Raw genomic sequence first — 25,760 nt, 5'->3', positions numbered from 1 at the left:
CACTCACCGCAGGTCCCCCGGTCCGAAGGCGTCCGGGAGGAGCTCGGCGAGGCGCACCGCGCCGCGCGCGGTGTGGACCACCAGCCCGGGGCCGCCGTGTTCGTGCAGGAGTTGTCGGCAGCGTCCGCACGGCGCGAGGGGGTCCCCGGTGTGGGAGACGACGACGAGCTCGAGCAGCCTCCCGCCGCCGGTGCGGTAGAGGTCGGAGACGAGCGAGCACTCGGCGCACAGGGTCAGGCCGTAGGAGGCGTTCTCGACGTTGCACCCGACGACCATCCGTACCCGCCCGTCGGGGTCGCCGGCGGGCGGGTCCACGTCCGGGCCAACGGCCAGCGCGGCGGCCCCCACCCCCAGCCCGGAGTACGGACGGTAGGCACCCCGTGCGGCGGCGAGGGCGGCGTCGGTGAGGCCGGCGACGATCGCGTTGTGTTGTGCTGCGGTTTCGTCCTGGGACACCTGGCTTACCCCTCGGTAACATCTTTTAGGCTTCCCTAACTGGGAGAACCCGCTCGGTCCACGGTACCCACCCTGCTTTCGCCTAGTCAGATCTCAGGTCTAAAGTCCTAGTAGGCGCCCGCTGTGCTCTCGGGCCGGAACGCGCGCCGATGGCATCAGGCCCAGACGATTCGGAGGCACGACAAGCCCATGAGTACTGCGCAGGCGCCGGCGCGTCCGGCCCCCACAAAGAAGCTCAACCTCTACAAGGGTGACCCGGGGATGTGGTCCTGGGTCGCGCACCGCATCTCGGGCGTCGCGATCTTCTTCTTCCTCTTCGTACACGTGCTCGACACCGCGCTCGTCACGGTGAGCCCGGAGAGTTACAACGCGGTCATCGACACGTACAAGACCCCGATCGTCGGCCTCATGGAGATCGGTCTGGTCGCGCTCGTGCTCTTCCACGCGCTCAACGGTCTCCGGATCGTCCTCGTCGACTTCTGGTCGAAGGGCGCCAAGTACCAGCGTCAGATGCTGTGGGCCGTCCTGGCGATCTGGGTCGTGGTGTTCGCCGCGGCCACCGCCCGCCTCCTCTTCCTTCTCTTCCAGCACCTCTAAGGGGAACGATCACCATGGCAGACGCACCTGTTCTCCAGACGTCCTACGACCGGCCGGCCTCCCTGGCGCAGCCGCGCTCGCCCCGCCTGCGCTCGCGCGGCAACTTCGAACGCTCGGCGTGGATCTTCATGCGCTACTCGGGCGTCGCGCTGGTCATCCTCACGATCGGTCACCTCACCGTCGGTCTGATGATCGACGAGGGCGTCCAACGCATCGACTGGGCGTACGTGGCGGACCGCTGGCAGAGCCCGTTCTGGGCCGTGTGGGACCTCCTCATGCTCTGGCTGGCCATGCTCCACGGCGGCAACGGTGTCCGCACCGTCATCGCGGACTACTCCCGCAAGGACTCGACCCGGTTCTGGCTCAACTCGATCCTGTTCGTCGCCACCGGCCTCGTCCTGGTCCTGGGCACCTACGCCATCTTCGGCCTCGCCTACGACCTCTGACCGCGGCCGTCTTCGTCTGCGGACTTCACTTCTCCGAAAGCGAGCACTGAGTAACCCATGACCGATCGTCAGGTCCACCAGCATCAGTACGACGTCGTGATCGTCGGCGCCGGCGGCGCGGGTATGCGCGCGGCCATCGAGTCGGGCCCGCGTACCCGCACCGCCGTCCTCACCAAGCTCTACCCCACCCGCTCCCACACCGGCGCCGCCCAGGGCGGCATGTGCGCCGCCCTCGCGAACGTCGAGGAGGACAACTGGGAGTGGCACACGTTCGACACGGTCAAGGGTGGCGACTACCTCGTCGACCAGGACGCCGCGGAGATCATGGCCAAGGAGGCCATCACCGCCGTCATCGACCTGGAGAACATGGGCCTGCCGTTCAACCGCACGCCCGAGGGCAAGATCGACCAGCGGCGCTTCGGCGGCCACACCCGTGACCACGGCAAGGCTCCCGTACGTCGCGCCTGCTACGCGGCCGACCGCACCGGTCACATGATCCTGCAGACGCTCTACCAGAACTGCGTCAAGCACAACGTCGAGTTCTTCAACGAGTTCTACGTCCTGGACCTGTGCCTCACCGAGACCCCCGAGGGCCCCGTCGCCACCGGCTGCGTCGCCTACGAGCTCGCCTCCGGCGACCTGCACGTGTTCCACTCCAAGGCCACCGTCTTCGCCACGGGCGGCTCGGGCCGCATGTACAAGACCACGTCCAACGCCCACACCCTCACCGGTGACGGCATGGCCGTGGTCTTCCGCAAGGGCCTTCCGCTGGAGGACATGGAGTTCCACCAGTTCCACCCGACCGGCCTCGCCGGCCTGGGCATCCTCATCTCCGAGGCCGTCCGCGGTGAGGGCGGCATCCTGCGCAACGCGGACGGTGAGCGCTTCATGGAGCGCTACGCCCCCACCATCAAGGACCTCGCGCCCCGTGACATCGTCGCCCGCTCGATGGTCCTGGAGGTCCGCGAGGGCCGCGGCGCCGGCCCCGAGAAGGACTACGTCTACATCGACGTGACCCACCTCGGTGCCGACGTGCTCGAGGAGAAGCTGCCCGACATCACCGAGTTCTCGCGCACCTACCTCGGCGTGGACCCGGTGACCGAGCTCGTACCGGTCTTCCCCACCTGCCACTACGTCATGGGCGGTATCCCGACCAACGTGCAGGGCGAGGTGCTGCGCAACTCCGAGGACGTCGTCCCCGGCCTCTACGCCGCGGGCGAGTGCGCCTGCGTGTCCGTCCACGGCTCCAACCGTCTGGGCACCAACTCGCTGCTGGACATCAACGTGTTCGGCCGCCGCGCCGGCATCGCCGCCGCCGAGTACGCCGCGGGCCATGACTTCGTCGAGCTGCCCGCCGAGCCCGAGCAGATGGTCCGTGACTGGATGGAGCGCATGCTCGCCCCGCACGGCAGCGAGAACGCCGCGGACATCCGCAGCGAGATGCAGGCCATGATGGACGACAAGGCGTCGGTCTTCCGCACCGAGCAGTCGCTCACCGAGGCCCGTGACGAGCTCCGCGCCCTCAAGGCCCGCTACGCCGACGTCACCGTCTCGGACAAGGGCAAGCGCTTCAACACCGAGCTCCTGGAGGCCGTCGAACTGGGCTTCCTGCTGGAGCTGGCGGAGGTCACGGTCGTCTGTGCCCTCAACCGCAAGGAGTCCCGCGGCGGTCACTCCCGCGAGGACTTCCCGGACCGCGACGACGCCACGTACATGAAACACACGATGGCGTTCAAGGAGGGCGGACTCGACCTGCTCTCCGACATCCGGCTGGATTGGAAGCCGGTTGTGCAGACCCGCTACGAGCCGATGGAGCGTAAGTACTGATGAGCACCGCAGTCGACACCACCAAGGCCAACGACGGCAAGGACCCCGGCGCCAACCGTCCCGTGCCGCCCGGCTCGACCATGGTCACGCTGAAGATCGCCCGGTTCAACCCGGAGGATCCGGACTCGGCCGGCTGGAAGGAGTACGAGGTCCCGGCGCTGCCGTCCGACCGTCTGCTCAACCTGCTGACGTACGTCAAGAACTACATCGACGGATCGCTGGCGTTCCGTCGATCGTGCGCGCACGGCGTCTGCGGCTCGGACGCCATGCAGGTCAACGGTGTGAACCGCCTGGCGTGCAAGGTTCTGATGAAGGACATGCTCCCGAAGGACGGCAAGCCCGTCACCATCACCATCGCCCCACTGCGCGGGCTGCCGGTGGAGAAGGACCTGTACGTCGACATGGAGCCGTTCTTCAAGTCGTACCGCGACGTGATGCCCTACCTCATCACCTCCGGCAACCAGCCGACCGCCGAGCGCATCCAGTCGCAGACGGACCGGGCCCGCTTCGACGACACCACCAAGTGCATCCTCTGCGCCTGCTGCACGAGTTCCTGCCCGGTGTTCTGGGCCGACGGGTCGTACTTCGGGCCGGCGGCGATCGTCAACGCGCACCGGTTCATCTTCGACTCGCGTGACGAGGGCGCCGCCGATCGGCTGGAGATCCTCAACGACGCCGAGGGGGTGTGGCGTTGCCGCACCACCTTCAACTGCACCGACGCGTGCCCGCGTGGAATCCAGGTGACCAAGGCGATCACGGAGGTCAAGCGCGCGCTGCTGTTCGCGCGCTGATCACCGGGTAGCCACCACGCCGGCGCGCGTCGTTCCGACGTCGCCTCGCAGCACCGGCCGGGGCCGCATTCTACACAGACGGAGAGTGCGGCCCCTCCGCCGTTTCCTTCCCTCGTGGCCCCGACCCTCCCCGCCGCCCCCGGCATCCGCACACGCGCCTGCCCGCTGCGACCCCAGCCGCACGCCCGGGGCCACAGCCGCACGCCCGGGCCACAGCCGCACGCCGAGATGGCGTCTCGCCTGCTCCGAAGCGGGTGCGAGACGCCACCCCGGGGAGCGGCTGCGGGGCGAGCGCGGGTCCGAACCGGGCCAGCGGGTCCGACCCGGCGCGGTATCGACCGGACGTAGACTCGACTCCCGTGACCAGCACCCGACGACGGCCCGTCCAGCGAGCCGCCGGACTCGTGACCGCAGCCCTCGTCGCACTGGCACCGCTCGCCGCAGCAGTTCCCGTGGCAGCAGTGGAGCCGGCCCCCGCCGTTCCGCTGACGGAGCCGCCACCGGTCGCGGTGTTGCCGTCGACCACGTCACCCGAGTACTTCGACACCCCCCGCGACATCACCGGGTGTCCGTTCCGCACCACACCGCCCGCTCCCGTCGACGAGTCCGAGGTCCCGCTCCCCGGGCAGACGTCCCCGACGCCGCCCCCGGTGCCCGACACCCCTCCGGGCGGTGACGGGCTCGCGGGCTGCGAGATCGTGGCGCCCGACGGATTCGAGGTGCCACGCGACGTCACCGCCAGCGCGTGGCTGATCTCCGACCTGGACACCGGGGAGATCGTGGCGGCCAAGGACCCGCACGGCCGATACCGCCCCGCGAGTGTGATCAAGACGCTGCTCGCCTCCGTCACGCTGGACGCACTCGACGTCGACCGGGTCGTGAAGGTCACCGACGCGGACCTCGAGGGGGCCGAGGGCAGCCTCGTGGGCATCGGGCCGGGCGGGGAGTACTCCGTGGGGCGGCTCCTCGGCGGGCTGCTCATGGCCTCCGGCAACGACGCAGCGGTGGTACTGGCGCGGCAGATGGGGGGCTTGGAGCAGACGCTCGCCGCGATGAACGCGCACGCCGTCTCGCTCGGGGCCCGCGGTACGTACATCGCCACCGTGAACGGGCTCGACGGCCCGGGCATGATGTCCACGGCCTACGACATGTCGCTGATCTTCCGGGACGCGATGACCCGCCCGGCGTTCGCGGAGATCGTCGCCACCCCGTCCACGGGCTTCCCCGGATACCCCGCTGGTCCGGGCACCGAACCACCGGATCCGGCGGCGGTACCGGAGCACACCGGCCCGACGATGGGCGCGGACGGGACCATGATCAACCCCGGCTTCGTGCTGGGCAACGACAACCTGCTGCTCTACAACTACCCGGGCGCGATCGGCGGTAAGACCGGCTTCACCGACGATGCCCGGCACACGTTCATCGGGGCGGCCGAGCGGGACGGTCGGCGGCTCGCGGTGGTCCTGCTCGACGGCACGCGTGTGCCCAGCCCGCCGTGGCAGCAGGCGGCCGCGCTGCTGGACGCGGGTTACGCGGCGGGTGATTCGGACCCTGTGGGCGTGCTCGAGGCCGGGCCGCAGGAGTCGACCGATCACGCCACCGAGCACCTGGCCGGCGGCCTCGGCACGGCGGGCACACCGGAGACGGCGATCGTCGGTGGCTCGGTGCTCGCGCGTTACAGCACGTGGCTGGCGCTGGGCGCGGCGGGACTCGTCGTGGTGGCCGGGGCGGTCCTCACACTGCGGTCACGGAACTAGCCCGAGGCCCGGCCCCACGTCCGTAGCGGCCGCCGCGTCGGCGCGTCGGCGCGTCGGCGCGTCGGCGCGTACGGCCGGGGAGCGGCCGGTCAGGAGACGGCGCCGGCGCCGGCGAGGATGACCCGCAGTCGCCCGGCGCACTCGTCGACCGTGGTGCGGGCGTCGGAATCGTCGGCCATCTCGACGAGGGCGCGGAGGAGGACGACGACGACGAGGTCGGCCGCGATGTCGATGAAGGTGTCCTCCGCTCCGGAGAGCGTCTCGAGCCGACCCAGGGTGATCCCCAGCCGGCGGCGGGCGGAATCGACGGCGGCCGCGAGGATCCGGTGGTCTGGATGCGCGGTGTCGACCAGGCCGCGGGCGAGCATGGCCCAGGTCTGCGGATCCCGGGTGGCGGCGGCGGAGGCCAGCCGGGGCCAGTCGGTCGCGGGGTCGTCGGTCGCGGTGGAGATCAGCTCGTCGATGAACGTCCCGAGGGCGTCGGCCGCGCCGGACGCGAGTTCCGATGCGAGGTCGTCGACGGACTCGAAGTGCCGGTAGAAGGCGGTGGGGACGATGCCGACCTCGCGCGCGAGTTCGCGGACGACGAGCCCGGTGAAGCCGCGCGTGGCCACCCCGTTCCGGCCCGCCTCGACGATGAGTGCACGGGTGTGCCGTTTCTGTTCCGCACGTGTCCTGGGCGTCGTCACATTCGCCATCCTATCGACAGCCTGGACTGACGCGTCAGAAACCACCCGTCCGCGGGGTGTGGGCCGGGCCACAAATCGACCCTCTTCCCATTTCGGAGAACGGCTGTACACTCAAAAACGTCCGGTGGTCGAACCGGACGGATGCGCACCCCGACCGCGACGGCACCGACCCGGTGCGAGGCGCGACGACCGCCGGGGAGCGACCGCATCCGACGGCGTCCGACCACACCGACCCACATCCTCGACGGAGGTCCACATGACCGCCCCGCCCATCCGCAGACTCTTCTCCCGCAGGGTCACGCGCACCCTGCTCACTCCCCATCCGGTCGAACACTACGTCCGCTCCCTGGGCGTGGACTGGTCCGACGACCCCACCGGGGCGACCGTCGTGACAGTCGACCGGCCGGTCCCCGACGTCACGGTCCTCACCCTGCGGTTGCCCGCCGGGGTCGACCGCCCCGCCCCCGGCGCCGCGCTCGAGATCGGGGTCGTGGTGGACGGCGTCGTCCACCGCCGCCACTACTCCCCCGTCGATCCGGCGTCCCGCCGCGACGGGTTGGCGACCATCGCCGTCCGCAGGCACCCCGACGGCGTGGTCTCGAACCATCTCTGGGACGAGGCCGCGCCCGGGATGCGACTTCTCCTGGGTAACCCGGTCGGCGAGATGGCGTTGCCCGAGCCCCGCCCCGCCGATGTGCTGCTGGTCAGTGGCGGCAGCGGCATCACCCCGATGCTGGCGATCGCCTCGACCCTCGCCTCAGACGGCCACTGTGCCGACGGGGCGCCGGGCCGCGTGGCGTGGCTGCACTACGCCCGCCGCGTGGAGGACGTGCCCTTCCGGGACCAGCTCCGTGAGCTGGCCCGGTCCGGGGTGACGGTCACGGTGGTCCCCACCGCCGAGGGGACGACCCCCAGCGGCCTGTCCGGCCACCTCTCTGCCGACCATCTCGAGGAGACAGCCCCCTGGCACGATGACGCCGCGGTGTTCCTCTGCGGCCCCGAACCGCTGGCCCGGGGCCTCGAGGAGGTCCTCGGTGCCGAGCGGTTCTCCGGCGTCCTGCGTGAGCGTTTCACCTCCGCGACCGGGCCGGTGCCCGACGGGGACGGCGGCACCGTGACCCACCTGCGCAGCGGAGTCACCGCCCGGAACGAGGGAACCACCCTGCTCGAGGGCGCCGAGGCTGCCGGCCTGAGCCCCCAGCACGGCTGCCGGATGGGTATCTGCCACACCTGCACGGCCGTGCGCGTCTCCGGCACCACCCGCGATCTGCGCACCGGCGAGGTCGACTCCACGCCCGACTGCCACGTCCAGATCTGCGTCAACGCGCCCGTCGGCGACGTCGAGATCGAGCTCTAGACCTGCATCCCCACCCGCCCGGAACGACCCGGAAGGACCCCATCATGACACTCCTGCAACTGCCCAGCCTCCGCCCGAAGAAGACCACCACGCCGAAGGCCCCCAAGGCCGCGAAGCCGCCGAAGGTCAGCGGCAAGACGTCCGGCAAGGCGGCCGGCAAGGCCGCCGACGCGAAGACCGCGAAGACCCCCGGCCCCGAGCCGATCGTGCTGTCGGCCGAGTCGGTCGAGATCATCGGCCGCGAACTCGATGCCATCCGCGACCGCGTGAGGGCCGACCTCGGCACCGCCGACCGCGACTACATCCTGCGGGTGGTGCGCACCCAGCGCCGCCTGGAGTTGGCCGGCCGCGGGCTGATGTTCCTCGGCTTCCTGCCCCCGGCCTGGCTGGCCGGCGTCGCCGCCCTGAGTGCGTCCAAGATCCTCGACAACATGGAGATCGGCCACAACGTCATGCACGGCCAGTACGACTGGATGCGCGACGACATGCTCCACTCGTCGAGCTTCGAGTGGGACAACGTGTGCCCGTCGGACCAGTGGCGGCACTCGCACAATTACATGCACCACACGTACACCAACATCCTCGACCTGGACCGCGACATCGGCTACGGCCTGCTGCGGATGGAGTACGAGCAGGAGTGGACCCCGCTGCGCCTGGGCAATCCCGTGTACGCGTTCGCGCTGATGATGCTGTTCGAGTGGGGCGTGATGATGCACGACCTCGAGTACGACAACGTCCTCAAGGGCAAGCGCAAGTGGTCCGACGTCAAGGGCCTGCTCGGCGGCTGGTGGAACAAGGTCCGCGGCCAGGTGGCCAAGGACTACATCGTGCACCCGGCGCTGACCGGCCCGCTGTTCCCGCTCACGTTCGCCGGCAATCTCACCGCGAACGTCGTCCGCAACATCTGGGCCTTCTCGGTGATCTTCTGCGGCCACTTCCCTTCCGGCGCCCAGGTGTTTACGCAGGAGGAGACGGCCGAGGAGACCCGCGGCGAGTGGTACGTCCGGCAGATGCTGGGGTCGGCCAACATCTCGGGCAGCCCGTTCATGCATCTGGCGACCGGCAACCTGTCGCACCAGATCGAGCACCACCTGTTCCCGGATCTTCCCGCGCACCGCTACCCGGAGATCGCGGACGAGGTGCGCGCGATCTGCGAGGAGCACGGCCTGCCGTACACGACCGGCCCGTTGTGGAAGCAGGTCGGAGGAGTCTGGTCCAAGATGTTCCGCCTGGCGCTGCCCCTGCCTCCCACCGCGGCGGACACGCCGGCGGTGATCATCGAGCGCAGGAAGACTCCCGTCGCCGCCTGAGCCGCGGGTACCGTCTAAGGGCATCACCGACGAAGGGAGCGGTCCATGAGCGACTTCGAACGCAACAAGGACCAGGTCCAGGCAGGTGTCCAGGCGGGCGCGTCGCTGGTGGGACGGATCGCCGTCATCATCACCGACGCGATCGGCTCGATCGCCAAGGAGGTCGGCGACTTCGTCACCGAGGGCATCGAAATGCGTGAGGCCGCCCGAATCTCCCGCCGCGAGGAACAGCAGCGCGGGGGGCGACCCGGCGCGGAGAAGGTCGCGGAGAAGGACACCTGGCCGATCGACCTCGACGGCATCGAGGACGGCGACCTCCAGGGCTGACACGCGCGACGGGGCTCGGTGGCCCGCGGTCGCCGGGACGCCGCCCAACTCCACCGCGCCAGGCAATCCACCTATCGAATTGCGATCCACCTAGGGAATTCCGTAGGTGGATCGTAATTCGATCGGTGGATCTTGGATTGAGGCTCAGCCCGTCTGCAGCTCAGTCGTTCAGCCTGTCCGCGGCTCAGCCCCGGGGAGCCGGTGAATGGTCGCGTCCGCAACGGTGGCAGGATCGTCGACCGTGACGATCATCGCCGCAGCGGACGGCTCCGCCCTCGGAAATCCAGGCCCCGCCGGCTGGGCCTGGTACATCGACGACTCGACGTGGCGCTGCGGCGGCTGGAAGCGCGGGACCAACAACCAGGGCGAGCTCACCGCCGTCCTGGACCTGCTGCGCCAGACCGCGCACGTCCCGGAGCCCCTCCACGTCCTGTGCGACTCGCAGTACGTCATCAACTCCATCACCAAGTGGATGGCGGGCTGGAAGCGCAAGGGCTGGAAGAAGTCCGACGGCAAGCCCGTGCTCAACGTCGAGGTGATGAAGGCCCTCGACGAGGCCATGCAGGGCCGCAAGGTCACGTTCGAGTGGGTCAAGGGTCACGCCGGCCACGAGCTCAACGAGAAGGCCGACGTCCTGGCCAACGGCGCCGCCAAGGCGCATGCCGCCAAGAAGGAGCCGGAGGCCGGCCCGGGTTATCCGGGCGCGCAGGCCGTCGGCGCCGGCGACGACCCGGCCGCTCCCCCAGCGGCGGGTGGCACCGTTCGGCGGTCGGCGTCCGCGTCGGTGCCGGCGTCCGCCCCGGCAGGCGGGGGCAAGGCGAGGGAAACGACGACGAAGGCGACGACGACGAGGGCATCCTCCGCCGCCGAGCCCGATCTGTTCTCCCTGGCCGACGACGCCGACGAGGCGCCGGACCGGACGGACCTGGACCTGGTCGTGGATCTCGAGCGGTCGCTGCTCACGGAGGCGGTCCGGGGTGACCGCGACCGGCTGGAGGAGTTGCTGGATCCCTCGTGGAGCCACGTGTGCGCCCGGGGCGAGGTGTGGTCCCGCGCGGACAGGCTCGCCGCCGCCGGATCATCCGGTCGGTCGACGGCTGAACGCACGATGGATCTCATCGAGGCCCGCCGGGTCGGGGCGCAGTCGATCCTGCTCGTGTGGCGGGAGCGGTCGGGCGACGGTTCCACGCTGCGCAGCTCGGTCTGGGTCCGCTCCGGCGGGTCGTGGCGTCAGACGTTCCAGCAGGGGACGCCGGAGGCCTGAGCTTCGTCCCGCACGAGAAGGTGCCCCTCACCGCGTCCGGTGAGGGGCAGCATTGCCCGGCGCTGGCGGGCGCCTACAGGCCACCGAGAAGCAGGTGGAGGAGATCGCCGGCGATTCCGATGAGACCGGCAACTAGACCCATTGTGTGACTCCTTGTCAGGTGACGGGATACGACCGATCGTCGGAGCTTCATCTCCGATGAGCTGGGTCCGACTCTAAGGACGTAGTGTGACGTCGACGTTTCAGTCGACGATGAACGTCGTGAACTCGACCGCCGCTAGAGTTACTACACCTGACTAGTAGTTTTTGGGCCTATCATCACTGGTCAGCCACGGCGGGGCGCGGTGAAGCCGACTGACTGGTACACCTGCGAGAGGACCGGGCTGGCCACCGCGCGGGCACGGTCCGCGCCGTCGGCGAGGATCCGTTCGAGCTCGGCACGGTCGGACATGTACTCGTCGAACCGGCCCCGCAGTGGGGTCACGAACGCCTCGAGCGCGTCGGCCGTGTCGGTTTTCAGGGCCCCGTAGCCGGCGCCGGCACTCTGGTAATCGGCCACGATGTCGGCGATCGGTCGCCCGGAGAACGCCGACTGGATCGCCAACAGGTTGGACACCCCCGGCTTCATCTCACGGTCGTAGCGGATGGTGCCGTCGGAGTCGGTGACCGCGCTGCGGATGCGCTTGGCGGAGACCTTGGGGTCGTCGAGCAGGTTGACGATGCCCTTCGGGTTCTCACCGGACTTGCTCATCTTGGCGGTGGGATCCTGGAGGTCGTAGATCTTGGCGGACCCCTCGAGGATCTTGCCCTCCGGCACCACGAAGGTCTTCTTGTAGCGGGAGTTGAACCGCATCGCCAGGTCGCGGGTCAACTCGAGGTGCTGACGCTGATCCTCCCCCACCGGCACCAGGTGCGGGCGGTAGAGCAGGATGTCGGCGGCCATGAGCACCGGGTAGGTGAACAGGCCCACCGTTGTGCCGTCGGTGCCCTGCTTGGCGGCCTTGTCCTTGAACTGCGTCATCCGGGCGGCCTCGCCGTAACCAGTGATGCAGCCCAGCACCCACGCCAGCTCGGCGTGCTCGGGCACGTGCGACTGCACGAACAGCACCGACCGGGCGGGGTCCACCCCCAGCGCGAGCAGCTGCGCACAGCCGCGGAAGACACGCTCGCGCAGCTCCTTGGGGTCCTGCTTGACGGTGATCGCGTGCAGATCGGGGATGAAGTAGTACGCGTCGTAGTCGTCCTGCAGCTCGACCCACTGCCGCACCGCGCCCAGGTAGTTGCCGAGGTGGTACGAGTCGGCGGTCGGCTGGATGCCGGACAGGACGCGCTGGCGCTTCGCGGGCGCCTGCGACCCGGTCGGCTCTGCGGGCGTGGGAGCTGCGGAGGAGGACTGCTCAGACATGGCGTTCATCTTCCCACGTCCCCGACAACCCACCGCCCACGCCCTCGCGCGGGCGGTCGCCGCACTGTCAGCGGTCGGCGGGCGGCGCCATCTCCGGCGGGAAGCCGCCCGTGGCTATCGGGCCCCAGTCATCGATGGCCACCCGGATGAGGCACTTGCCCTGCCGCACCATCGCCGCCCGGTACTCGTCCCAGTCGTCGTGCTCCCCGGCGATGCTGCGGAAGTACTCCACCAGCGGCTCCACCGCCTCGGGCAGGTCGACGATCTCCGCGGTGCCGTCGAGGTGGACGTACGGGCCGCTGAAGTCGTCGGACAGTACGCACACGCTCACGGCCGGGTCGCGGCGGATGTTGGTCACCTTCGCCCGCTGCGGATAGGTGGCCACGACGAGCCTGCCCTCGGAGTCGACGCCGCAGGTCACCGGCGAGGTCTGCAGCCCGCCGGACGACCGACGGGTGATGAGGACGGCGCGGTGTCGGGGGCGGACGAAATCGTCGAGGCCGGCTCGATCGGGGCGTTCGGCGGTCGCATACTTCGGCATGGTGCCGAGGTTACGGACCCGTCCCCCGCGTGACATCCGCGACCGCGGGCCCGATCTCAGAAGTCGCCTTCGTCGTCGTCACCACTCGTCTCGGACCTACTCGTAGACGACGGTGACCGGCGCATGGTCGGACCACCGCATGTCGTACGCGCTCGCCCGGTCCACTCGATCAGACACCGCCCGGTCGACCAGTCCGTCGGACACCACGTGGTAGTCGATCCGCCAGCCCGCGTCGTTGTCGAAGGCCTTACCGCGCTGGCTCCACCACGAGTACGGGCCGATCTGGTCGGGGCGGCGATACCGCACGATGTCGGTCCAGCCGCTGCCGTCGGCGAAGACGTCGGTCATCCACTCCCGCTCGTGCGGCAGGAAACCGGAGCTCTTGTGGTTGCCCTTGTGATTCTTCAGGTCGGCCTCACGGTGGGCGATATTCCAATCGCCACAGATGACCATCTCGTGACCCTCACGGGTCTTCAGATGCCCGGCCCGCTCGGCGAGGTACTCGCGGAAGGTCCCCAGGAAACGGTCCTTCTCGTCCTGCTTGGGGGTGTCGGCAGACCCCGAGGGCAGGTAGAGACTGGCGACGGTGACGGTCTCACCGTCGACAGCCCCGGGGTAGACGGCCTCGATGTACCGGCCGGACTCCTCGAACTCCTCGTCGCCGTACCCGACGCGCACGTCGGTCGGCTCGGCGCGGGACAGGATCGCCACACCGGCTCGACCCTTGAGCGAGGACGGAGCGCCCACCAGATGCCACCCGGCGTCGAGGGCGGGCGCGAGCGCCTTACGGGTCTGGTCCTCATCGGCGCGCACCTCCTGGAGGGCGACGACGTCCGCCCCGCTGCCCTCCAGCCAGGGCAGGAATCCGAGGTTGGTCTCCGACCGCTGCTTGACGGCGGCGCGGATCCCGTTGACGTTGACGGTGCTCACGGTGAGGCTCACGGCCCACAGGCTACCGATCGCCGGGAACGTGACGGTTCGGCTACCCCGTCGCCGTCCGCCGCGCCGCCCAGACCGCGCCCACCAGGATCGCGAGACCCGCCGCCGCCAGGGCCGCCCCGGCGAGCGCCGGGGACGTGTAGCCGAAGCCCAGCGCGATCACGGCCCCGCCGAGCCACGCGCCCAGCGCGTTGGCGGCGTTGAGGGCCGAGTGGTTGAGCGAGGCGGCGAGCGTCTGTCCCCTGCCCGCGTATGTCATCAGTCGGGACTGCAGCCCCGGCACCAACGCGGATCCGGTCGTGCCCACCAGGAACAGACCCACCAGCGCCGTGACGGGATGGTGCGCGGCGACGGCGAACAGCGCCAGCACCACGGTCATCACCGCGGCGATCGCGACCAGCCCGCGGTCGAGGTCCCGGTCCGCAACCACACCGCCGAGCAGGTTGCCGGCCACCATGCCGAGTCCGTAGACGGCGAGCACCGCGGGCATCCAGCCGGGATCGATCCCGGCGACGTCGACCATCGTCCACTGGATGTAGGTGTAGACGGCGAACATGCCGCCGAACCCGACGGACCCCACGGCGAGCGTCGCCAGGATCTGTGGCCTCGCCAACGCGGCGAGCTCCTCGCGCGCCCTGACGACCACCGTCCCCGTGGGTTCGGGGACGACGACGAAGATGGCCGCCACGGTCAGCGCGCCGATCACCCCGACCGCGAGGAAGGCGGACTGCCACCCGATCGTCTCCCCGAGCCAGGTCGCCGCCGGGACACCGATCACGTTCGCGACCGACAGTCCGAGCAGCACCTGGGACACCGCCCGCGCCTGCCGTCCGGGACCCGCGAGGGAGGCCGCCACCAGGGAGGCGACCCCGAAGTACGCCCCGTGCGGGATTCCGGCGACGAACCGGGCCGCCACCAGGATCTCGGCGGTCGGGGCGAAGGCCGCCGCGACGTTGCCCGCGGTGAACATCGCCATGAGGACGAGCAGCAGGGTGCGGCGCCGCCACCGTGAGGTCCACACGGTCAGCAGCGGGGCACCCACGACCACGCCGAGCGCGTAGGCGCTGATGACGTTGCCGGCCTGTGGTTCGGTGAGCCCGAAGCCCTCGGCGATCGACCGCAGCAGTCCCATCGCCGCGAACTCGGTGACGCCGATGCCGAACCCGCCCAGCGCGAGCGCGAGGATCGCCAGCGCCACACGGCGAGGGGTGGGTGCGGCGGGCTCGGTGTCCGGCGCCGGGGCGGCTGCGGGGCTCGTGGTCACCGACGAAGGCTACGCCCACCACCCCGGCCGGGCCTGCCACGTCAGCCCGATCAGGGGGCGGTGCGCATGAGGCGTCGGCCACCGTAGACCAGCGCGAACGCCGTGACGTACATGACGATGCTGTAGACGGCGGCCGCGAGCCCGACCTCCTCGTCACCGATCACGGTGAAGGCGATCAACAGCGTCAGGGTGGTGTTCTTGATGCCGAACTCCACGGCGATCGCGATCTGCTCCGCCCGCCTCAGCCTGCTCACCCATGCCAGGAGGCCGCCGAGAACGATCAGTGCGAGGTTGAGGACGATCACGGCGGGGCCGACGGTCACGACGAGGTCGACGATCCGGTCCCGTTCGCCGAGGACGATCCCCACGATGAGCAGGACCAGCACGACGAGGCCCACGATCCCGACGTAGCGCTCGATGCGGGAGGCGAGCGCGGGCCTCCTGGCACGGAGGATCATCCCGATCGCGACCGGGATGAGGATGACGCCCAGCAGGAGCCCGAAGGTCTGGCCGAGAGGGACGGTCACCTCCTCGTCCGCGGCTCCGGGGATGAGGCGCGCGCCGATGCCGAACCACATCGGCAGGGTGAGGATGACGGCGACGGAGGTGAGGGCGGTGAGGATGACCGAGAGGGCGACGTTGCCGCGGGAGAGATAAGTGATGAGGTTCGACGTCGCCCCGCCCGGCGTCGCGGCCACGAGCACCACCCCGAGCGCCAGCATCGGCGTGAGGCCGAAGAGCAGGGCCACACCGACACCGACCAGCGGAACCAGGACCAGTTGGCCGAACAGTCCGACGATCGTGGCCCTGGGCGATCTGGCCTGGACCGCGAAGTCCTCCCTGGTCAGACTCAACCCGATGCCGACCATGATGATGGCCAGGGCGATCGGCAGGCCGATATCGACCAAGGGGCTCTGATCCACGGACGTCTCCTGGGCTCACGACGGAACGGCTGGCCACGCCTGTGACGTGGACCACTGTCCGACTACGGTAACCGATCGGGCGCCGCCGCGACCCCACACCGGCGGGCGCGGGGTCGTCGCCGAACGGTGGGCGCGCGGGATCAGGCCTCTGCTCGGGTGCGCTTGAGATTCTCATCCAGCGCCGCGAGGAACTCCTCCGTCGTGAGGTGTTCCTGGCCATCGCCGACGAGCAGCGCGAGGTCCTTGGTCATCTGCCCCTCCTCGACGGTCTTGATGACCACGTCCTCGAGTTGGTGGGCGAACTCGATGACCTCCGGGGTGCCGTCGAGCTTGCCGCGGTGCTCGAGACCCCGGGTCCACGCGAAGATCGAGGCTATCGGGTTGGTGGAGGTCGCCTTGCCCTCCTGGTGCTGCCGGAAATGTCGCGTGACGGTGCCGTGGGCGGCCTCCGCCTCGCAGGTCTTCCCGTCCGGGGTGAGCAGCACGGAGGTCATGAGGCCGAGCGAGCCGAAGCCCTGGGCCACGGTGTCGGACTGCACGTCGCCGTCGTAGTTCTTACAGGCCCACACGTACCCGCCCTCCCACTTGAGCGCGGAGGCCACCATGTCGTCGATGAGCCGGTGCTCGTAGGTCAGGCCGGCCTTGTCGAACTCGGCCTTGAACTCGCGCTCGAACACGTCCTGGAAGATGTCCTTGAAGGCGCCGTCGTAGGCCTTGAGGATCGTGTTCTTGGTGGACAGGTACACCGGGTACTCGTGCTGCAGCCCGTAGTTGAAGGAGGCGCGCGCGAAGTCCTCGATGGACGTGGTGAAGTTGTACATGCCCATCACCACGCCGCCGTCTTCCGGGAACGTCACCATCTCGTGTTCGATCGGCTCCGAGCCGTCGTCCGGCGTGAAGGTGATGGTGACCGTGCCGGCTCCGGGAACCGTGAAGTCGGTGGCCCGGTACTGATCGCCGAAGGCGTGGCGGCCGACGATGATCGGCTTGGTCCAGCCCGGAACCAGGCGCGGCACGTTGGAGATAATGATCGGGGCGCGGAAGATCGTCCCGCCGAGGATGTTGCGGATCGTGCCGTTGGGCGAGCGGTACATCCGCTTGAGGCCGAACTCCTCCACCCGCGCCTCGTCCGGGGTGATGGTCGCGCACTTGACGCCGACGCCGTGCTTCTTGATGGCGTTGGCGGCGTCGACGGTGATCTGGTCGTCCGTGGCGTCCCGACTCTCGATGCCCAGGTCGTAGTACTCGAGGTCCACGTCGAGGTAGGGGTGGATCAGCTCGTCCTTGATGAACTTCCAGATGATGCGGGTCATCTCGTCGCCGTCGAGCTCGACGACCGTCCCCTCGACCTTGATCTTGGACATCGGGCCCTCTTTCTCCGGTACCGATCGTGACGTGGGCCTCATCTTACCGGCGTGGCCTGCTCAGAGGCGGCCTGTCCAGCCGTTTCCGCTCGTTGCAGGCGAGCGGCGGCTTAGGCTAGCCTGTCCCCAGGTCATGAGTCCCAGCATCGAGCCCCGGCTTGCTGGGCGGCAACCCTCCACCGCGGTGGGGTGCCCCGGGAGACGACCTGGCCCTCACCCGTTCGGGTGGCAGGCAAGCGCGGGTCCGCTGTCGTCAAGCGGTCGGACCCTTCTGACGAGAGGAGGGGCTCCGCCCCTATGACCTACGACAACACCAACCCCGACTGGGCCTTCGAGACCCGCCAGGTCCACGCCGGTCAGCCCGTGGACTCCGACACCGGGGCACGCAACCTGCCGATCTACCAGACCACCTCGTTCGTCTTCGCCGACGCCAAGCAGGCCGCCGACCGGTTCGCCCTCGCCGAGATGGGTCCCATCTACACCCGGATCACCAACCCGACGGTCGCCGCGGCCGAGGACCGGATCGCCTCCCTCGAGGGTGGCGTCGCCGGGCTGCTGTTCGCCTCCGGCCAGGCGGCCGAGACCGCCGCCATCCAGGCGATCGCCCAGTCGGGCGGGCACGTGGTGGCCTCCCCCCGCCTCTACGGCGGCACCGACACGCTGCTCCGGCACACGCTGCCCAAGTACGGCATCGAGACCACGTTCGTGGAGAACCCGGACGACCCCGCCTCCTGGCAGGCGGCGGTCCGGCCCAACACCAAGCTGTTCTACGGCGAGTCCATCTCCAACCCGCTCAACGACATCCTGGACATCCCGGCCATCGCCGAGGTCGCGCACCGCAACCAGGTGCCGCTCGTTATCGACAACACCGTGGCCACCCCGTACCTCATCCGCCCGCTCGAGCTGGGTGCGGACGTCGTGGTCTCCTCCGCCACCAAGTACCTCGGCGGCCACGGGTCCTCGCTCGGCGGCGTCCTGGTCGACGGCGGCAAGTTCGACTGGCGCGTCCAGCGCGACGGTCAGGACGTCTTCCCGTCCTTCACGACGCCCGACCCGGCCTACCACGGCCTGGTCTACGCCGACCTCGGTGCACCCGCCCTCGCGCTCAAGGCCCGCGTCACGCTCCTGCGCGACACCGGCGCCGCGGCCTCGCCGTTCAACGCGTGGACCCTGGTCCAGGGCATCGACACCCTCAGCCTCCGGGTCGAGCGGCACGTGTCCAACGCGCAGCGGATCGCCGAGTGGCTCGAGGCTCGCCAGGACGTGTCCAAGGTGCAGTACGCGGGCCTGGCCTCGTCACCGTACAAGGAGCTGCAGAAGAAGCTGTCGCCCAAGGGTGCCGGCGCGATCGTCACCTTCGACCTCGCGGTCCCGGAGGGCGCGTCCGACGAGGACGTCAAGGCGCAGTCGTGGAAGTTCATCGACGCGCTCAAGCTGCACTCCTGCCTGGTCAACATCGGCGACGTCCGCTCGCTGGTCTCCCACCCCGCCACCACCACCCACTCCCAGGGCACCGCAGAGGGCAACGCGATCGCCGGGGTCACCCTGGCGACCGTCCGCCTGTCGGTGGGCATCGAGGCCGTCGAGGACATCCTCGCCGACCTCGTGCTCGGTTTCGCCGCGCTCGACTGAGGGACCGTCCGCATGATCCGGTCCTCCGATCCACTCGCGCTGCTGCCCCCGGGCGACGGCACCCTCGGCCACCTCGCCATCGGCGATCTGACCCTGGTCACGGGTGTCGTCATCCCGGGGGTGACGCTCGCCGTGCAGCGGTGGGGCAGGATCGCGGACGACCTGTCCAACATCGTCCTGGTCGAGCACGCGCTCACCGGGGACTCCCACCTCGTGGGTTCGGTCGACTCCCTGCACCCCACCCCAGGGTGGTGGAACGGGCTCGTCGGGCCCGGGTTGCCGCTGGACACCGACCGCTACTGCGTCCTGTCCGTCAACGTGCTGGGCGGCTGCCGCGGCTCGACGGGCCCGAGCTCGCTCCACCCCGACGGTCACTACTGGGGTGCCCGGTTCCCGGCCGTCTCCGTACGCGACATGGTCGAGGCGGAGCGGGTGATGGCCGACCTGCTGGGCGTCGAACGGTGGGCCGCCGTGATCGGCGGGTCCATGGGCGGCGCCCGGACCCTGGAGTGGATGGTCTCCTACCCTGACCGCGTGCGCGCGGCGTGCGTGCTGGCCGTCGGCGCCCGCGCCTCCGCGGACCAGATCGGGGTGCAGACCGCGCAGATCATGGCCGTCACCTCCGACCCGCACTGGCAGCAGGGCGGCTATCACGGCACCGGCCGCACCCCGGTCACCGGGCTGGGCATCGCCCGGCGCATCGCTCACCTGTCCTACCGGGGCGAGCAGGAACTGGACGAGCGGTTCTCCAACCGCCCGCAGCCCGGGGAGGATCCCCGCGGTGAGGACCTGTCGATGTCCGGAAGGTTCGCCGTCCAGTCCTACCTCGACCATCAGGCCGGCAAGCTCGTCTCACGGTTCGACGCCTGCTCGTACGTCCTGCTCACCGACGCCCTGAACCGGCACGACGTGGGCCTGGGCCGCGGTGGCGTCGAGGAAGCGCTGCGGTCGTGCCCGGTCCCGTGCGTGATCGGCGGGGTCACCACCGACCGGCTCTACCCCCTACGGCAGCAGCGAGAGTTGGCGGCGCTGCTCCCGGCTGCCGACCCACTCGTGGTGATCGACAGCCCGGCCGGCCACGACGGGTTCCTCACCGAATCCGACGTGGTGGGACCGATGCTTCAGCGGACCCTGGAACTCGCCGAGCAGGGATCCACGGACCGGACACGAGGACACGTATGACCGAATTCGATCGCACCCCCCGGCCTGCCGCCCTCGGACTTGCGGGTCTCGCCGTGGGATTCGGGGCCATCGGGGTGGCCGTCGGGTTCGCCACCCTCCTGGGTATCACCGCAACCGCCAGCGGCGGCAACGACATCACCCGGTACCGGCCGATGGCTGTGACCGCCGTGTCCTCATCTGCCCTGGGCATACTGCTGATCGTCGGCGGCGTGCTCCTGTGGCGGGCCCACCGTTGGTCCCGGGTGGTCCTCGGGGCGGCGGTGGCGCTCCTGGCTGCGAACTCACTGGCACGAGTCGTGCTGGACAGCCTCACGTTCATCTCCGTGGTGGGAAGCATCTTCTCCCTGCTGGTCCTGGTGACGATGGGCTATCTGCTCGCGTCGGACAGCATTCGGGAGCACGTCCGCGAGGGCGTTCCTCTGGGGCTTCGCTGACCCAGCGGGGCCCCGCGCGACGAGCCCGATCGAGCGCGGATTCGCCCTCAGCCAGTCCCGAGGGCGTCGATCGAGATCGACAGCCACAGCACGACCACGCCGATCGCCGAGTAGAACGCCACGTCGAAGCCCTTCCCACGGACCCCGAGCAAGCGGGCGCGGTGCTCCGGGACCACGCCGCGCAGGACCGCCGCGGCCAGCGCCACAAGCCCCAGCAGGAAGGCCCCGCGGCGCCACCGCTCGAACATCACGAACCCCAGCGCCACCGCGAGCCCGACCACGACCAGGGCGAGTGGCCACTGGGCCCGGAGCTGCGACCACCTCAGGCGCGCCGGGCGGGCCCGGCGCGGACGGGCGTCGGTCGCTTGGGTGTCGGTGGCCTCGTTGCCGGCGGGCTGGCTACCGGAGGGCCGGGACCAGCCGGGGGCGGGATGGGTCACGGGCGTCTCAGGCGTCGGCGGCGAGCCGCTCGCAGCGCTCGACCACGTTGGTCAGAAGAAACGCTCTGGTCAGCGGGCCGACTCCGCCCGGGTTCGGCGACACGGCACCCGCCACGTCCCACACGTCGGGGTGGACGTCGCCGGCGAGTTTGCCGTCGAGCCGGGACACGCCCACGTCAAGGATCGCCGAACCGGGCTTGACCATGTCGGCGGTGAGCATGTGCGCCACGCCGGCGGCGGCCACGATCACGTCGGCGCGCCGGGTCTCGGCGGCCAGGTCGCGGGTGCCGGTGTGGCACAGGGTGACGGTGGCGTTCTCGCTGCGCCGGGTGAGCATGAGCCCGATCGGCCGACCGACGGTGACGCCGCGGCCGATCACCACGACGTGCGCACCGTTCAACTCGACCCCGAACCGGCGGAGCAGGGCGATGCACCCGTTGGGGGTACACGGCAGCGGCGCCGGCTCGCCCAGGACCAGCCGGCCGAGGTTGACCGGGTGGAGTCCGTCCGCGTCCTTGGCCGGGTCGATCCGCTCGAGGACCGCGTTCTCGTCCAGGTGCTCGGGAAGCGGCAGCTGCACGATGTAGCCGGTGCACGCGGGGTCGGCATTGAGTTCGTCGATCACGGCCTCGAGTTCCGCCTGCGTGGTCTCTACGGGCAGATCACGCCGGATGGAGGAGATGCCCACCTGTTCGCAGTCGCGGTGCTTCATCTTGACGTAGGAGCGGCTGCCCGGGTCGTCGCCGACGAGGACGGTACCCAGTCCTGGGGTGACACCCTTGTCCCGCAGCGCAGCAACGCGGGTGGTGAGGTCGGCGACGATCTCGTCGCGGGTGAGCTTGCCGTCCAGCTTGATCGCGGTCACGGGTGCCAGTATCCCACTCGGCGTCGCCGCGGCCGCAGCGCACTGCGAGAATGTCCGCTATGACCGGAGCGGGCGTACGCGTGTTGTTCGACCGGCCCCGCATCCCGCCCAACACCGGAAACGCGATCCGGATGGCGGCGGGCGCGGGCTGTGAACTGCATCTGGCCGGCCCCCTGGGCTTCGACCTGTCCGAGCCGCAACTGCGCCGAGCGGGTCTCGACTACCACGACCTCGCCCACGTGGAGGTCCACGAGGACCTGGAGGCCGCATATGCGCGACTCCTCCCCGCCCGGGTGTGGGCGTTCACCGCTCATGCCGAACTCTCGCTGTCCGAGGTGCGGTTCACGCCCGGTGACGTGGTGCTCTTCGGTCCCGAGCCCACCGGCTTGGCCGACGACGTCCTGGCCGACGCGCGGGTGACGGCGAGGGTGCGCATCCCCATGCTGGCGGGCCGGCGCTCGATGAATCTCTCCAACGCGGCCGCGGTGGTGGTCTACGAGGCGTGGCGGCAACAGGATTACGTCGACAGTGTGGTATTTCCGGCGCCATGATTTAAGATTTCGCCATGCTTAACTTTTGTCCAGCAGTGAACCGTAAAGAGGGCGGCCCGCGCACATGCCGCACCGCCGTCGTTCCCGTCTTCACTCTCGCCCTGCTGGTCGTCCTCGCGACGTCCGCGTGTACGTCCGTGAGGACCGACACCAGTGACGAAGTGGCATTCACGGACGACGGCCGACGGTCCGCAGGTCCGGGGGACCGGGTGGTCGTGGCCACGACCTTCACGATCCTCGCCGACATGGCGCGCCGTATCGGAGGCGATCGGGTCCGCGTGGAGTCCGTGACGACCGCCGGTGCGAACGTGCACTTGTACGAGCCGGGAGTCAACGACCTCAAGCGGGTCGAGGACGCCGACCTCATCGTGAGCAACGGGCTTGGCATGGACGACTGGCTGTTGCGGTTCATCGACGGGACCGACGCCCGGCACGTGATCACCTCGAGCGAAGTCGATCCCCTGCCCGTCCGCTCCGGCAAGTACACCGGACGCCCCAATCCCCACGCGTGGATGTCGCCCGTCGAGGGCGCGAAATACATCCGGGCGATCGCCCGGGCACTCGCTGACCTCGACCCGGACGGTGCCGCCGCCTACACGGCCCGCGCCGAGGACTACGTGGCCGACCTCGTCGACCTGGCCAGCCGCGCCCGGACGGCCGTGGTTTCCGTGCCCGAGCAACGCCGGGTGTTGACGACCTGTGAGGGCGCGTTCTCGTATCTGACCAGAGACATAGGCCTGGACGAGCTATATCTGTGGTCGGTCAACAGCGAGAACCAGGGGCTGCCGCGGCAGGTCACGAGCATGATCGAGGAGGTGCGCGGGCGTGATATCCCCGCCGTCTTCTGCGAGTCGACGGTCTCCGGCGCAGCCATGGAACAGGTTGCGGCAGAGACCGGCAGCCGACTAGCCGGGATGCTCTACGTCGATTCCCTCTCCACCCCCTCCGGTCCGGTGCCCACCTACCTGGACCTGCTCGACCACAACCTCGAGACGATCACCCGGGAGTTGGCGTCGTGACCGTACAGCCGCAGCCCTCGGCCACGTCCGCGGGCCCGCCGGCCATCGAGGTCACGGACCTCACCGTCGATCGCGGCCAGGTCCGCGCACTCGACTCGGTCTCGTTGTCCGTCCCCCGCGGGGAGATCACCGTGTTGCTCGGCCCGAACGGGTCGGGAAAATCAACCCTGATCCAGGCGATCCTGGGCCTGGTCACTCCGAGCAGCGGGACGGTCCGCATCCTGGACGCCCCCGTGGCGCTCGCCCTGCGCACGGGGCGGGTGGCGGCCGTCCCCCAGTCCGACGGCATCGACGAGCGTTTCCCCGTGACCGGGGCAGAAGTGGTCATGCAGGGCCGCCGACGCTTCACCGGTCCGTGGCGCCGCCCGTCCACCGTCGACCGCCTGGCCGTCGACGACGCGCTGGACCGGGTCGGACTGTCCGCGATCGCCGGTCGGCGAATCGGCGAACTCTCGGGCGGCCAGAGACGCAGGGTGCTGCTCGCGCGCTGCCTGGCCCAGGAGGCCGAACTCCTCCTGCTCGACGAGCCGTTCAACGGCATGGACGCCGGCAGCGAGTCGGTGTACATCGACGTGCTGCGCCAACTCGCCGCCTCAGGGCGGGCAGCACTGGTCTCCACGCACCACCTGGGTACCATCGCACAACTCGCCGACTCGGTCGCACTGCTCAACGTCCGGCTCGTGGCGCACGGCCCGGTCGACGAGACCACCACTCCGCAGATACTGACCACCCTGCTCGGCGCCCGCGTGCCGGATCCCACCGAGCGCGTCGCGACCACTGAGGGGGCCCTACCGTGATCGACCTGATCGTCGAACCAATGACGTACGAGTTCATGCGCCGCGCGCTCCTGGTGGTGACGGCGTCAGGGATCGCCGGGGCGTTGCTGAGCTGCTGGCTGGTGCACATGGGCTGGTCTCTCATGGGCGACGCGGTCTCACACGCCGTTCTCCCGGGTGTGGTGATCGCCGGCATGACGGGCATCCCGTTCGCCGCCGGAGCGCTCATCGCGGCGCTGGTGGCGGTCACGCTCATCGGAGCGGTGCGCGGGAGCGGGACGGTCCGGGAGGACGCCGCGATGGGCATCGTCTTCACGGCCCTGTTCTCCCTCGGCCTGGTCCTGATCGCCCGCTTCCCCAGTCAGCGTGATCTCCACTCGATCCTGTTCGGCAGCGTGCTCGGAGTCCGTGACTCCGACCTCTACCAGGTGCTGGCGGTGTCGGTGTTCACCGTGATCGTGCTGCTGGCATTCCGTCGCGACCTCATCATGGTGGCGTTCGACCGCCTCCACGCCCACACCCTGGGACTGCGGACCGGCGCGCTCACCGCACTCCTCCTGGCCACCCTCGCCACGGCTACCGTGGCGGGAGTCCAGTCGGTCGGTGTGATCCTGGTGGTGGCGACCCTCATCATCCCGGGCGCGACCGCACAATTGCTGGCCGACACCATGCGGGGGACCATGATCCTCTCCGTCGTCGTCGCACTTCTCGGTGGCGTGGTCGGCCTGTACGTCGGTTACTACGCCGACCTCCCGCCCGGTCCCGTCGTGGTCCTCACCCAGGCGGTGATCTTCGCGGCAGCACAGTTGTTCGCGCCCGGTCGCGGGGTGATCCCCCGGGCCGCGGCGAGCGCGCGGTCACGACGATCAGGGATGATGCCCGCATGACCGTCGATCCCCCCCGAGACCTCGCAGATCTCACCCCGACAACCCAGTCCTACCTCATGGCCGCGCACGCACTGGGAGCCGGCGGCGACCCCGTGACCTCCGGGGCGTTGGCCGAGCGCCTCGGAGCGTCTCCCTCCTCGGTCACAGAGGGCGTCCGTAGACTCGTCGCGCTGGGCCTGGCCGAGCACCGCCCGTACGCACCTGTAGAGCTCACCGACACCGGGCGGGACTTCGCAGTGGCGATGATCCGGCGGCACCGGATCCTGGAGACGTTCCTCGCCCGGTGCCTGGACTACCCGTGGGACGAGGTGCACGCGGAGGCCGACGCGCTCGAGCACGTGGTGTCCGACCGGTTCGTCGACGCCCTCGACGCCTTCCTCGACCACCCGCGGCGCGACCCGCACGGCGACCCCATCCCCACCCGGGACGGCCACCTCGACAAGCTGGGCGACATCCCCCTGGACCGGGTCCCCGAGGGCGCCGCCGGCGTGGTGACGCGGGTGTCCGACCGGGACAACACCGTGTTGCGCCACCTGGCCGAGATCGGCCTGTGGCCCGACTCACCGGTCGAGGTGGTCTCCCGTCAGGTCGAGCTGGGGATCATCACCGTGTCCCTGGACGGGCGGGTGGTGCCGGTCGGCACGCCGGTCGCCGCGGCGGTGCGGGTCCGGGTCCTGACGGGCGACGACGACGAGGTCGGGCCCGACCAGCGGTGAG

Annotated in this window: 27 protein-coding genes and 1 riboswitch; of the genes, 17 read left to right on the top strand and 10 right to left on the bottom strand. The window is 69.9% G+C overall.

Annotated features, from left to right (window positions below; genetic code table 11):
* Nucleotides 1-3: 3 nt before the first annotated feature.
* On the bottom strand, nt 4-456 hold the full coding sequence (locus tag NR111_RS03460; protein ID WP_067712178.1) for a cytidine deaminase: 453 nt from the start codon (nt 454-456) through the stop codon (nt 4-6).
* A 189-nt stretch (nt 457-645) separates the two neighbouring features.
* On the opposite strand from NR111_RS03460, the gene sdhC reads away from it, so the two are divergent.
* The 5 genes from sdhC (at nt 646) to NR111_RS03435 (ending at nt 5,874) form a co-directional block, all read left to right on the top strand.
* Nucleotides 646-1,053, top strand: a complete 408-nt coding sequence (gene sdhC / locus NR111_RS03455; RefSeq protein WP_083249443.1) for a succinate dehydrogenase, cytochrome b556 subunit — start codon at nt 646-648, stop codon at nt 1,051-1,053.
* A 14-nt stretch (nt 1,054-1,067) separates the two neighbouring features.
* Nucleotides 1,068-1,499 carry a succinate dehydrogenase hydrophobic membrane anchor subunit gene (locus NR111_RS03450; protein WP_067712174.1) on the top strand — a complete coding sequence of 144 codons (432 nt, stop codon included), beginning with the start codon at nt 1,068-1,070 and terminating at the stop codon, nt 1,497-1,499.
* Between the two features lie 57 nt (nt 1,500-1,556).
* On the top strand, nt 1,557-3,326 hold the full coding sequence (gene sdhA, locus NR111_RS03445; RefSeq protein ID WP_067712170.1) for a succinate dehydrogenase flavoprotein subunit: 1,770 nt from the start codon (nt 1,557-1,559) through the stop codon (nt 3,324-3,326).
* The gene (locus NR111_RS03440) at nt 3,326-4,117 is read left to right on the top strand and encodes a succinate dehydrogenase iron-sulfur subunit (RefSeq protein ID WP_067712166.1); all 792 of its coding nucleotides are present in this window, start codon (nt 3,326-3,328) and stop codon (nt 4,115-4,117) included. Before sdhA ends, NR111_RS03440 begins: the two co-directional genes overlap by 1 nt.
* 359 nt (nt 4,118-4,476) lie before the next feature.
* Complete coding sequence (locus NR111_RS03435; protein ID WP_256819887.1) at nt 4,477-5,874, top strand: D-alanyl-D-alanine carboxypeptidase family protein; 1,398 nt, start codon at nt 4,477-4,479, stop codon at nt 5,872-5,874.
* Between the two features lie 89 nt (nt 5,875-5,963).
* Here NR111_RS03435 and NR111_RS03430 read toward each other — a convergent pair whose 3' ends face one another.
* Nucleotides 5,964-6,572, bottom strand: a complete 609-nt coding sequence (locus NR111_RS03430; RefSeq protein ID WP_256819886.1) for a TetR/AcrR family transcriptional regulator — start codon at nt 6,570-6,572, stop codon at nt 5,964-5,966.
* 247 nt (nt 6,573-6,819) lie between these two features.
* Here NR111_RS03430 and NR111_RS03425 point away from each other — a divergent pair, with 247 nt between their 5' ends.
* From NR111_RS03425 to NR111_RS03410, 4 genes are all read left to right on the top strand, one after another.
* Nucleotides 6,820-7,920 carry a flavin reductase family protein gene (locus NR111_RS03425; protein WP_256819885.1) on the top strand — a complete coding sequence of 367 codons (1,101 nt, stop codon included), beginning with the start codon at nt 6,820-6,822 and terminating at the stop codon, nt 7,918-7,920.
* Between the two features lie 44 nt (nt 7,921-7,964).
* Nucleotides 7,965-9,230, top strand: coding sequence for an acyl-CoA desaturase (locus NR111_RS03420; protein WP_256819884.1), 1,266 nt, complete (start codon nt 7,965-7,967; stop codon nt 9,228-9,230).
* A 45-nt stretch (nt 9,231-9,275) separates the two neighbouring features.
* Nucleotides 9,276-9,557 (top strand): hypothetical protein, encoded by a 282-nt coding sequence (locus NR111_RS03415; RefSeq protein ID WP_206474538.1) that lies wholly within the window; start codon nt 9,276-9,278, stop codon nt 9,555-9,557.
* A 205-nt stretch (nt 9,558-9,762) separates the two neighbouring features.
* Entirely contained in the window at nt 9,763-10,821 is a 1,059-nt protein-coding gene (locus tag NR111_RS03410) for a ribonuclease HI family protein (protein ID WP_306227112.1), read from the top strand.
* A gap of 325 nt (nt 10,822-11,146) precedes the next feature.
* Here the strand turns inward: NR111_RS03410 and trpS are convergent, their stop codons facing one another.
* The 6 genes from trpS to NR111_RS03380 form a co-directional block, all read right to left on the bottom strand.
* Entirely contained in the window at nt 11,147-12,226 is a 1,080-nt protein-coding gene (trpS, locus tag NR111_RS03405) for a tryptophan--tRNA ligase (RefSeq protein WP_182608798.1), read from the bottom strand.
* 67 nt (nt 12,227-12,293) lie between these two features.
* Entirely contained in the window at nt 12,294-12,767 is a 474-nt protein-coding gene (locus NR111_RS03400) for a PPOX class F420-dependent oxidoreductase (RefSeq protein WP_256819881.1), read from the bottom strand.
* A 96-nt stretch (nt 12,768-12,863) separates the two neighbouring features.
* On the bottom strand, nt 12,864-13,709 hold the full coding sequence (locus NR111_RS03395; RefSeq protein WP_067712513.1) for an exodeoxyribonuclease III: 846 nt from the start codon (nt 13,707-13,709) through the stop codon (nt 12,864-12,866).
* A gap of 40 nt (nt 13,710-13,749) precedes the next feature.
* A complete protein-coding gene (locus NR111_RS03390) occupies nt 13,750-14,970 on the bottom strand; it encodes an MFS transporter (RefSeq protein ID WP_067712515.1) in 1,221 nt (406 codons plus the stop codon).
* A 50-nt stretch (nt 14,971-15,020) separates the two neighbouring features.
* On the bottom strand, nt 15,021-15,893 hold the full coding sequence (locus tag NR111_RS03385) for a bile acid:sodium symporter family protein (protein ID WP_067712517.1): 873 nt from the start codon (nt 15,891-15,893) through the stop codon (nt 15,021-15,023).
* Between the two features lie 140 nt (nt 15,894-16,033).
* Nucleotides 16,034-17,257, bottom strand: a complete 1,224-nt coding sequence (locus tag NR111_RS03380; protein ID WP_067712520.1) for an NADP-dependent isocitrate dehydrogenase — start codon at nt 17,255-17,257, stop codon at nt 16,034-16,036.
* Between the two features lie 129 nt (nt 17,258-17,386).
* A riboswitch (SAM riboswitch) is annotated at nt 17,387-17,502 on the top strand.
* 52 nt (nt 17,503-17,554) lie between these two features.
* Between NR111_RS03380 and NR111_RS03375 the strand changes: the two genes are divergently transcribed.
* Genes NR111_RS03375 through NR111_RS03365 form a run of 3 tightly spaced genes read left to right on the top strand, consistent with a single transcriptional unit; the run spans nt 17,555 to nt 20,505 of the window.
* Nucleotides 17,555-18,889 (top strand): O-acetylhomoserine aminocarboxypropyltransferase/cysteine synthase family protein, encoded by a 1,335-nt coding sequence (locus NR111_RS03375; RefSeq protein WP_067712522.1) that lies wholly within the window; start codon nt 17,555-17,557, stop codon nt 18,887-18,889.
* A gap of 12 nt (nt 18,890-18,901) precedes the next feature.
* Nucleotides 18,902-20,071 (top strand): homoserine O-acetyltransferase, encoded by a 1,170-nt coding sequence (locus NR111_RS03370; protein WP_067712524.1) that lies wholly within the window; start codon nt 18,902-18,904, stop codon nt 20,069-20,071.
* Complete coding sequence (locus NR111_RS03365) at nt 20,068-20,505, top strand: hypothetical protein (protein ID WP_067712526.1); 438 nt, start codon at nt 20,068-20,070, stop codon at nt 20,503-20,505. The genes NR111_RS03370 and NR111_RS03365 overlap by 4 nt, the downstream gene beginning before the upstream one ends.
* Before the next feature lie 47 nt (nt 20,506-20,552).
* On the opposite strand, the gene NR111_RS18665 is transcribed toward NR111_RS03365, so the two are convergent.
* Together NR111_RS18665 and NR111_RS03355 are read right to left on the bottom strand one after the other, a co-directional pair.
* A complete protein-coding gene (locus NR111_RS18665; protein ID WP_082923698.1) occupies nt 20,553-20,945 on the bottom strand; it encodes a DUF3017 domain-containing protein in 393 nt (130 codons plus the stop codon).
* Nucleotides 20,946-20,952: 7 nt separating this feature from the next.
* A complete protein-coding gene (locus NR111_RS03355; protein WP_067712529.1) occupies nt 20,953-21,810 on the bottom strand; it encodes a bifunctional methylenetetrahydrofolate dehydrogenase/methenyltetrahydrofolate cyclohydrolase in 858 nt (285 codons plus the stop codon).
* Nucleotides 21,811-21,869: 59 nt separating this feature from the next.
* Between NR111_RS03355 and NR111_RS03350 the strand changes: the two genes are divergently transcribed.
* The 5 genes from NR111_RS03350 to NR111_RS03330 all read left to right on the top strand — a co-directional run bounded on the left by NR111_RS03350 (nt 21,870) and on the right by NR111_RS03330 (nt 25,759).
* Complete coding sequence (locus NR111_RS03350) at nt 21,870-22,361, top strand: tRNA (cytidine(34)-2'-O)-methyltransferase (protein WP_067712531.1); 492 nt, start codon at nt 21,870-21,872, stop codon at nt 22,359-22,361.
* Between the two features lie 161 nt (nt 22,362-22,522).
* The gene (locus NR111_RS03345; protein ID WP_253695953.1) at nt 22,523-23,380 is read left to right on the top strand and encodes a metal ABC transporter solute-binding protein, Zn/Mn family; all 858 of its coding nucleotides are present in this window, start codon (nt 22,523-22,525) and stop codon (nt 23,378-23,380) included.
* Nucleotides 23,377-24,177: a metal ABC transporter ATP-binding protein gene (locus NR111_RS03340; protein ID WP_067712533.1), complete on the top strand. Its 801-nt coding sequence runs from the start codon at nt 23,377-23,379 to the stop codon at nt 24,175-24,177. The genes NR111_RS03345 and NR111_RS03340 overlap by 4 nt, the downstream gene beginning before the upstream one ends.
* Nucleotides 24,174-25,043 carry a metal ABC transporter permease gene (locus tag NR111_RS03335; RefSeq protein WP_067712535.1) on the top strand — a complete coding sequence of 290 codons (870 nt, stop codon included), beginning with the start codon at nt 24,174-24,176 and terminating at the stop codon, nt 25,041-25,043. The genes NR111_RS03340 and NR111_RS03335 overlap by 4 nt, the downstream gene beginning before the upstream one ends.
* Nucleotides 25,040-25,759 (top strand): metal-dependent transcriptional regulator, encoded by a 720-nt coding sequence (locus NR111_RS03330; protein ID WP_067712537.1) that lies wholly within the window; start codon nt 25,040-25,042, stop codon nt 25,757-25,759. The genes NR111_RS03335 and NR111_RS03330 overlap by 4 nt, the downstream gene beginning before the upstream one ends.
* Nucleotide 25,760 lies beyond the last annotated feature (1 nt).

This window comes from Dietzia sp. Die43 (assembly GCF_024519835.1).
Lineage (GTDB): Bacteria > Actinomycetota > Actinomycetes > Mycobacteriales > Mycobacteriaceae > Dietzia > Dietzia kunjamensis.
Note: the sequence above shows the minus strand (reverse complement) of the source record. Positions and strands in the feature narration are given on the sequence as shown.

Excerpts from the sequence above, each read along its gene's own strand:
- sdhC (WP_083249443.1), top strand. The coding sequence starts at position 646 with ATGAGTACTGCGCAGGCGCCGGCGCGTCCGGCCCCCACAAAGAAGCTC.
- NR111_RS03450 (WP_067712174.1), top strand. The coding sequence starts at position 1,068 with ATGGCAGACGCACCTGTTCTCCAGACGTCCTACGACCGGCCGGCCTCC.
- sdhA (WP_067712170.1), top strand. The coding sequence starts at position 1,557 with ATGACCGATCGTCAGGTCCACCAGCATCAGTACGACGTCGTGATCGTC.
- NR111_RS03440 (WP_067712166.1), top strand. The coding sequence starts at position 3,326 with ATGAGCACCGCAGTCGACACCACCAAGGCCAACGACGGCAAGGACCCC.
- NR111_RS03430 (WP_256819886.1), bottom strand. The coding sequence starts at position 6,572 with ATGGCGAATGTGACGACGCCCAGGACACGTGCGGAACAGAAACGGCAC.
- NR111_RS03425 (WP_256819885.1), top strand. The coding sequence starts at position 6,820 with ATGACCGCCCCGCCCATCCGCAGACTCTTCTCCCGCAGGGTCACGCGC.
- NR111_RS03420 (WP_256819884.1), top strand. The coding sequence starts at position 7,965 with ATGACACTCCTGCAACTGCCCAGCCTCCGCCCGAAGAAGACCACCACG.
- NR111_RS03415 (WP_206474538.1), top strand. The coding sequence starts at position 9,276 with ATGAGCGACTTCGAACGCAACAAGGACCAGGTCCAGGCAGGTGTCCAG.
- NR111_RS03410 (WP_306227112.1), top strand. The coding sequence starts at position 9,763 with ATGGTCGCGTCCGCAACGGTGGCAGGATCGTCGACCGTGACGATCATC.
- trpS (WP_182608798.1), bottom strand. The coding sequence starts at position 12,226 with ATGTCTGAGCAGTCCTCCTCCGCAGCTCCCACGCCCGCAGAGCCGACC.
- NR111_RS03400 (WP_256819881.1), bottom strand. The coding sequence starts at position 12,767 with ATGCCGAAGTATGCGACCGCCGAACGCCCCGATCGAGCCGGCCTCGAC.
- NR111_RS03380 (WP_067712520.1), bottom strand. The coding sequence starts at position 17,257 with ATGTCCAAGATCAAGGTCGAGGGGACGGTCGTCGAGCTCGACGGCGAC.
- NR111_RS03375 (WP_067712522.1), top strand. The coding sequence starts at position 17,555 with ATGACCTACGACAACACCAACCCCGACTGGGCCTTCGAGACCCGCCAG.
- NR111_RS03370 (WP_067712524.1), top strand. The coding sequence starts at position 18,902 with ATGATCCGGTCCTCCGATCCACTCGCGCTGCTGCCCCCGGGCGACGGC.
- NR111_RS03365 (WP_067712526.1), top strand. The coding sequence starts at position 20,068 with ATGACCGAATTCGATCGCACCCCCCGGCCTGCCGCCCTCGGACTTGCG.
- NR111_RS03350 (WP_067712531.1), top strand. The coding sequence starts at position 21,870 with ATGACCGGAGCGGGCGTACGCGTGTTGTTCGACCGGCCCCGCATCCCG.
- NR111_RS03330 (WP_067712537.1), top strand. The coding sequence starts at position 25,040 with ATGACCGTCGATCCCCCCCGAGACCTCGCAGATCTCACCCCGACAACC.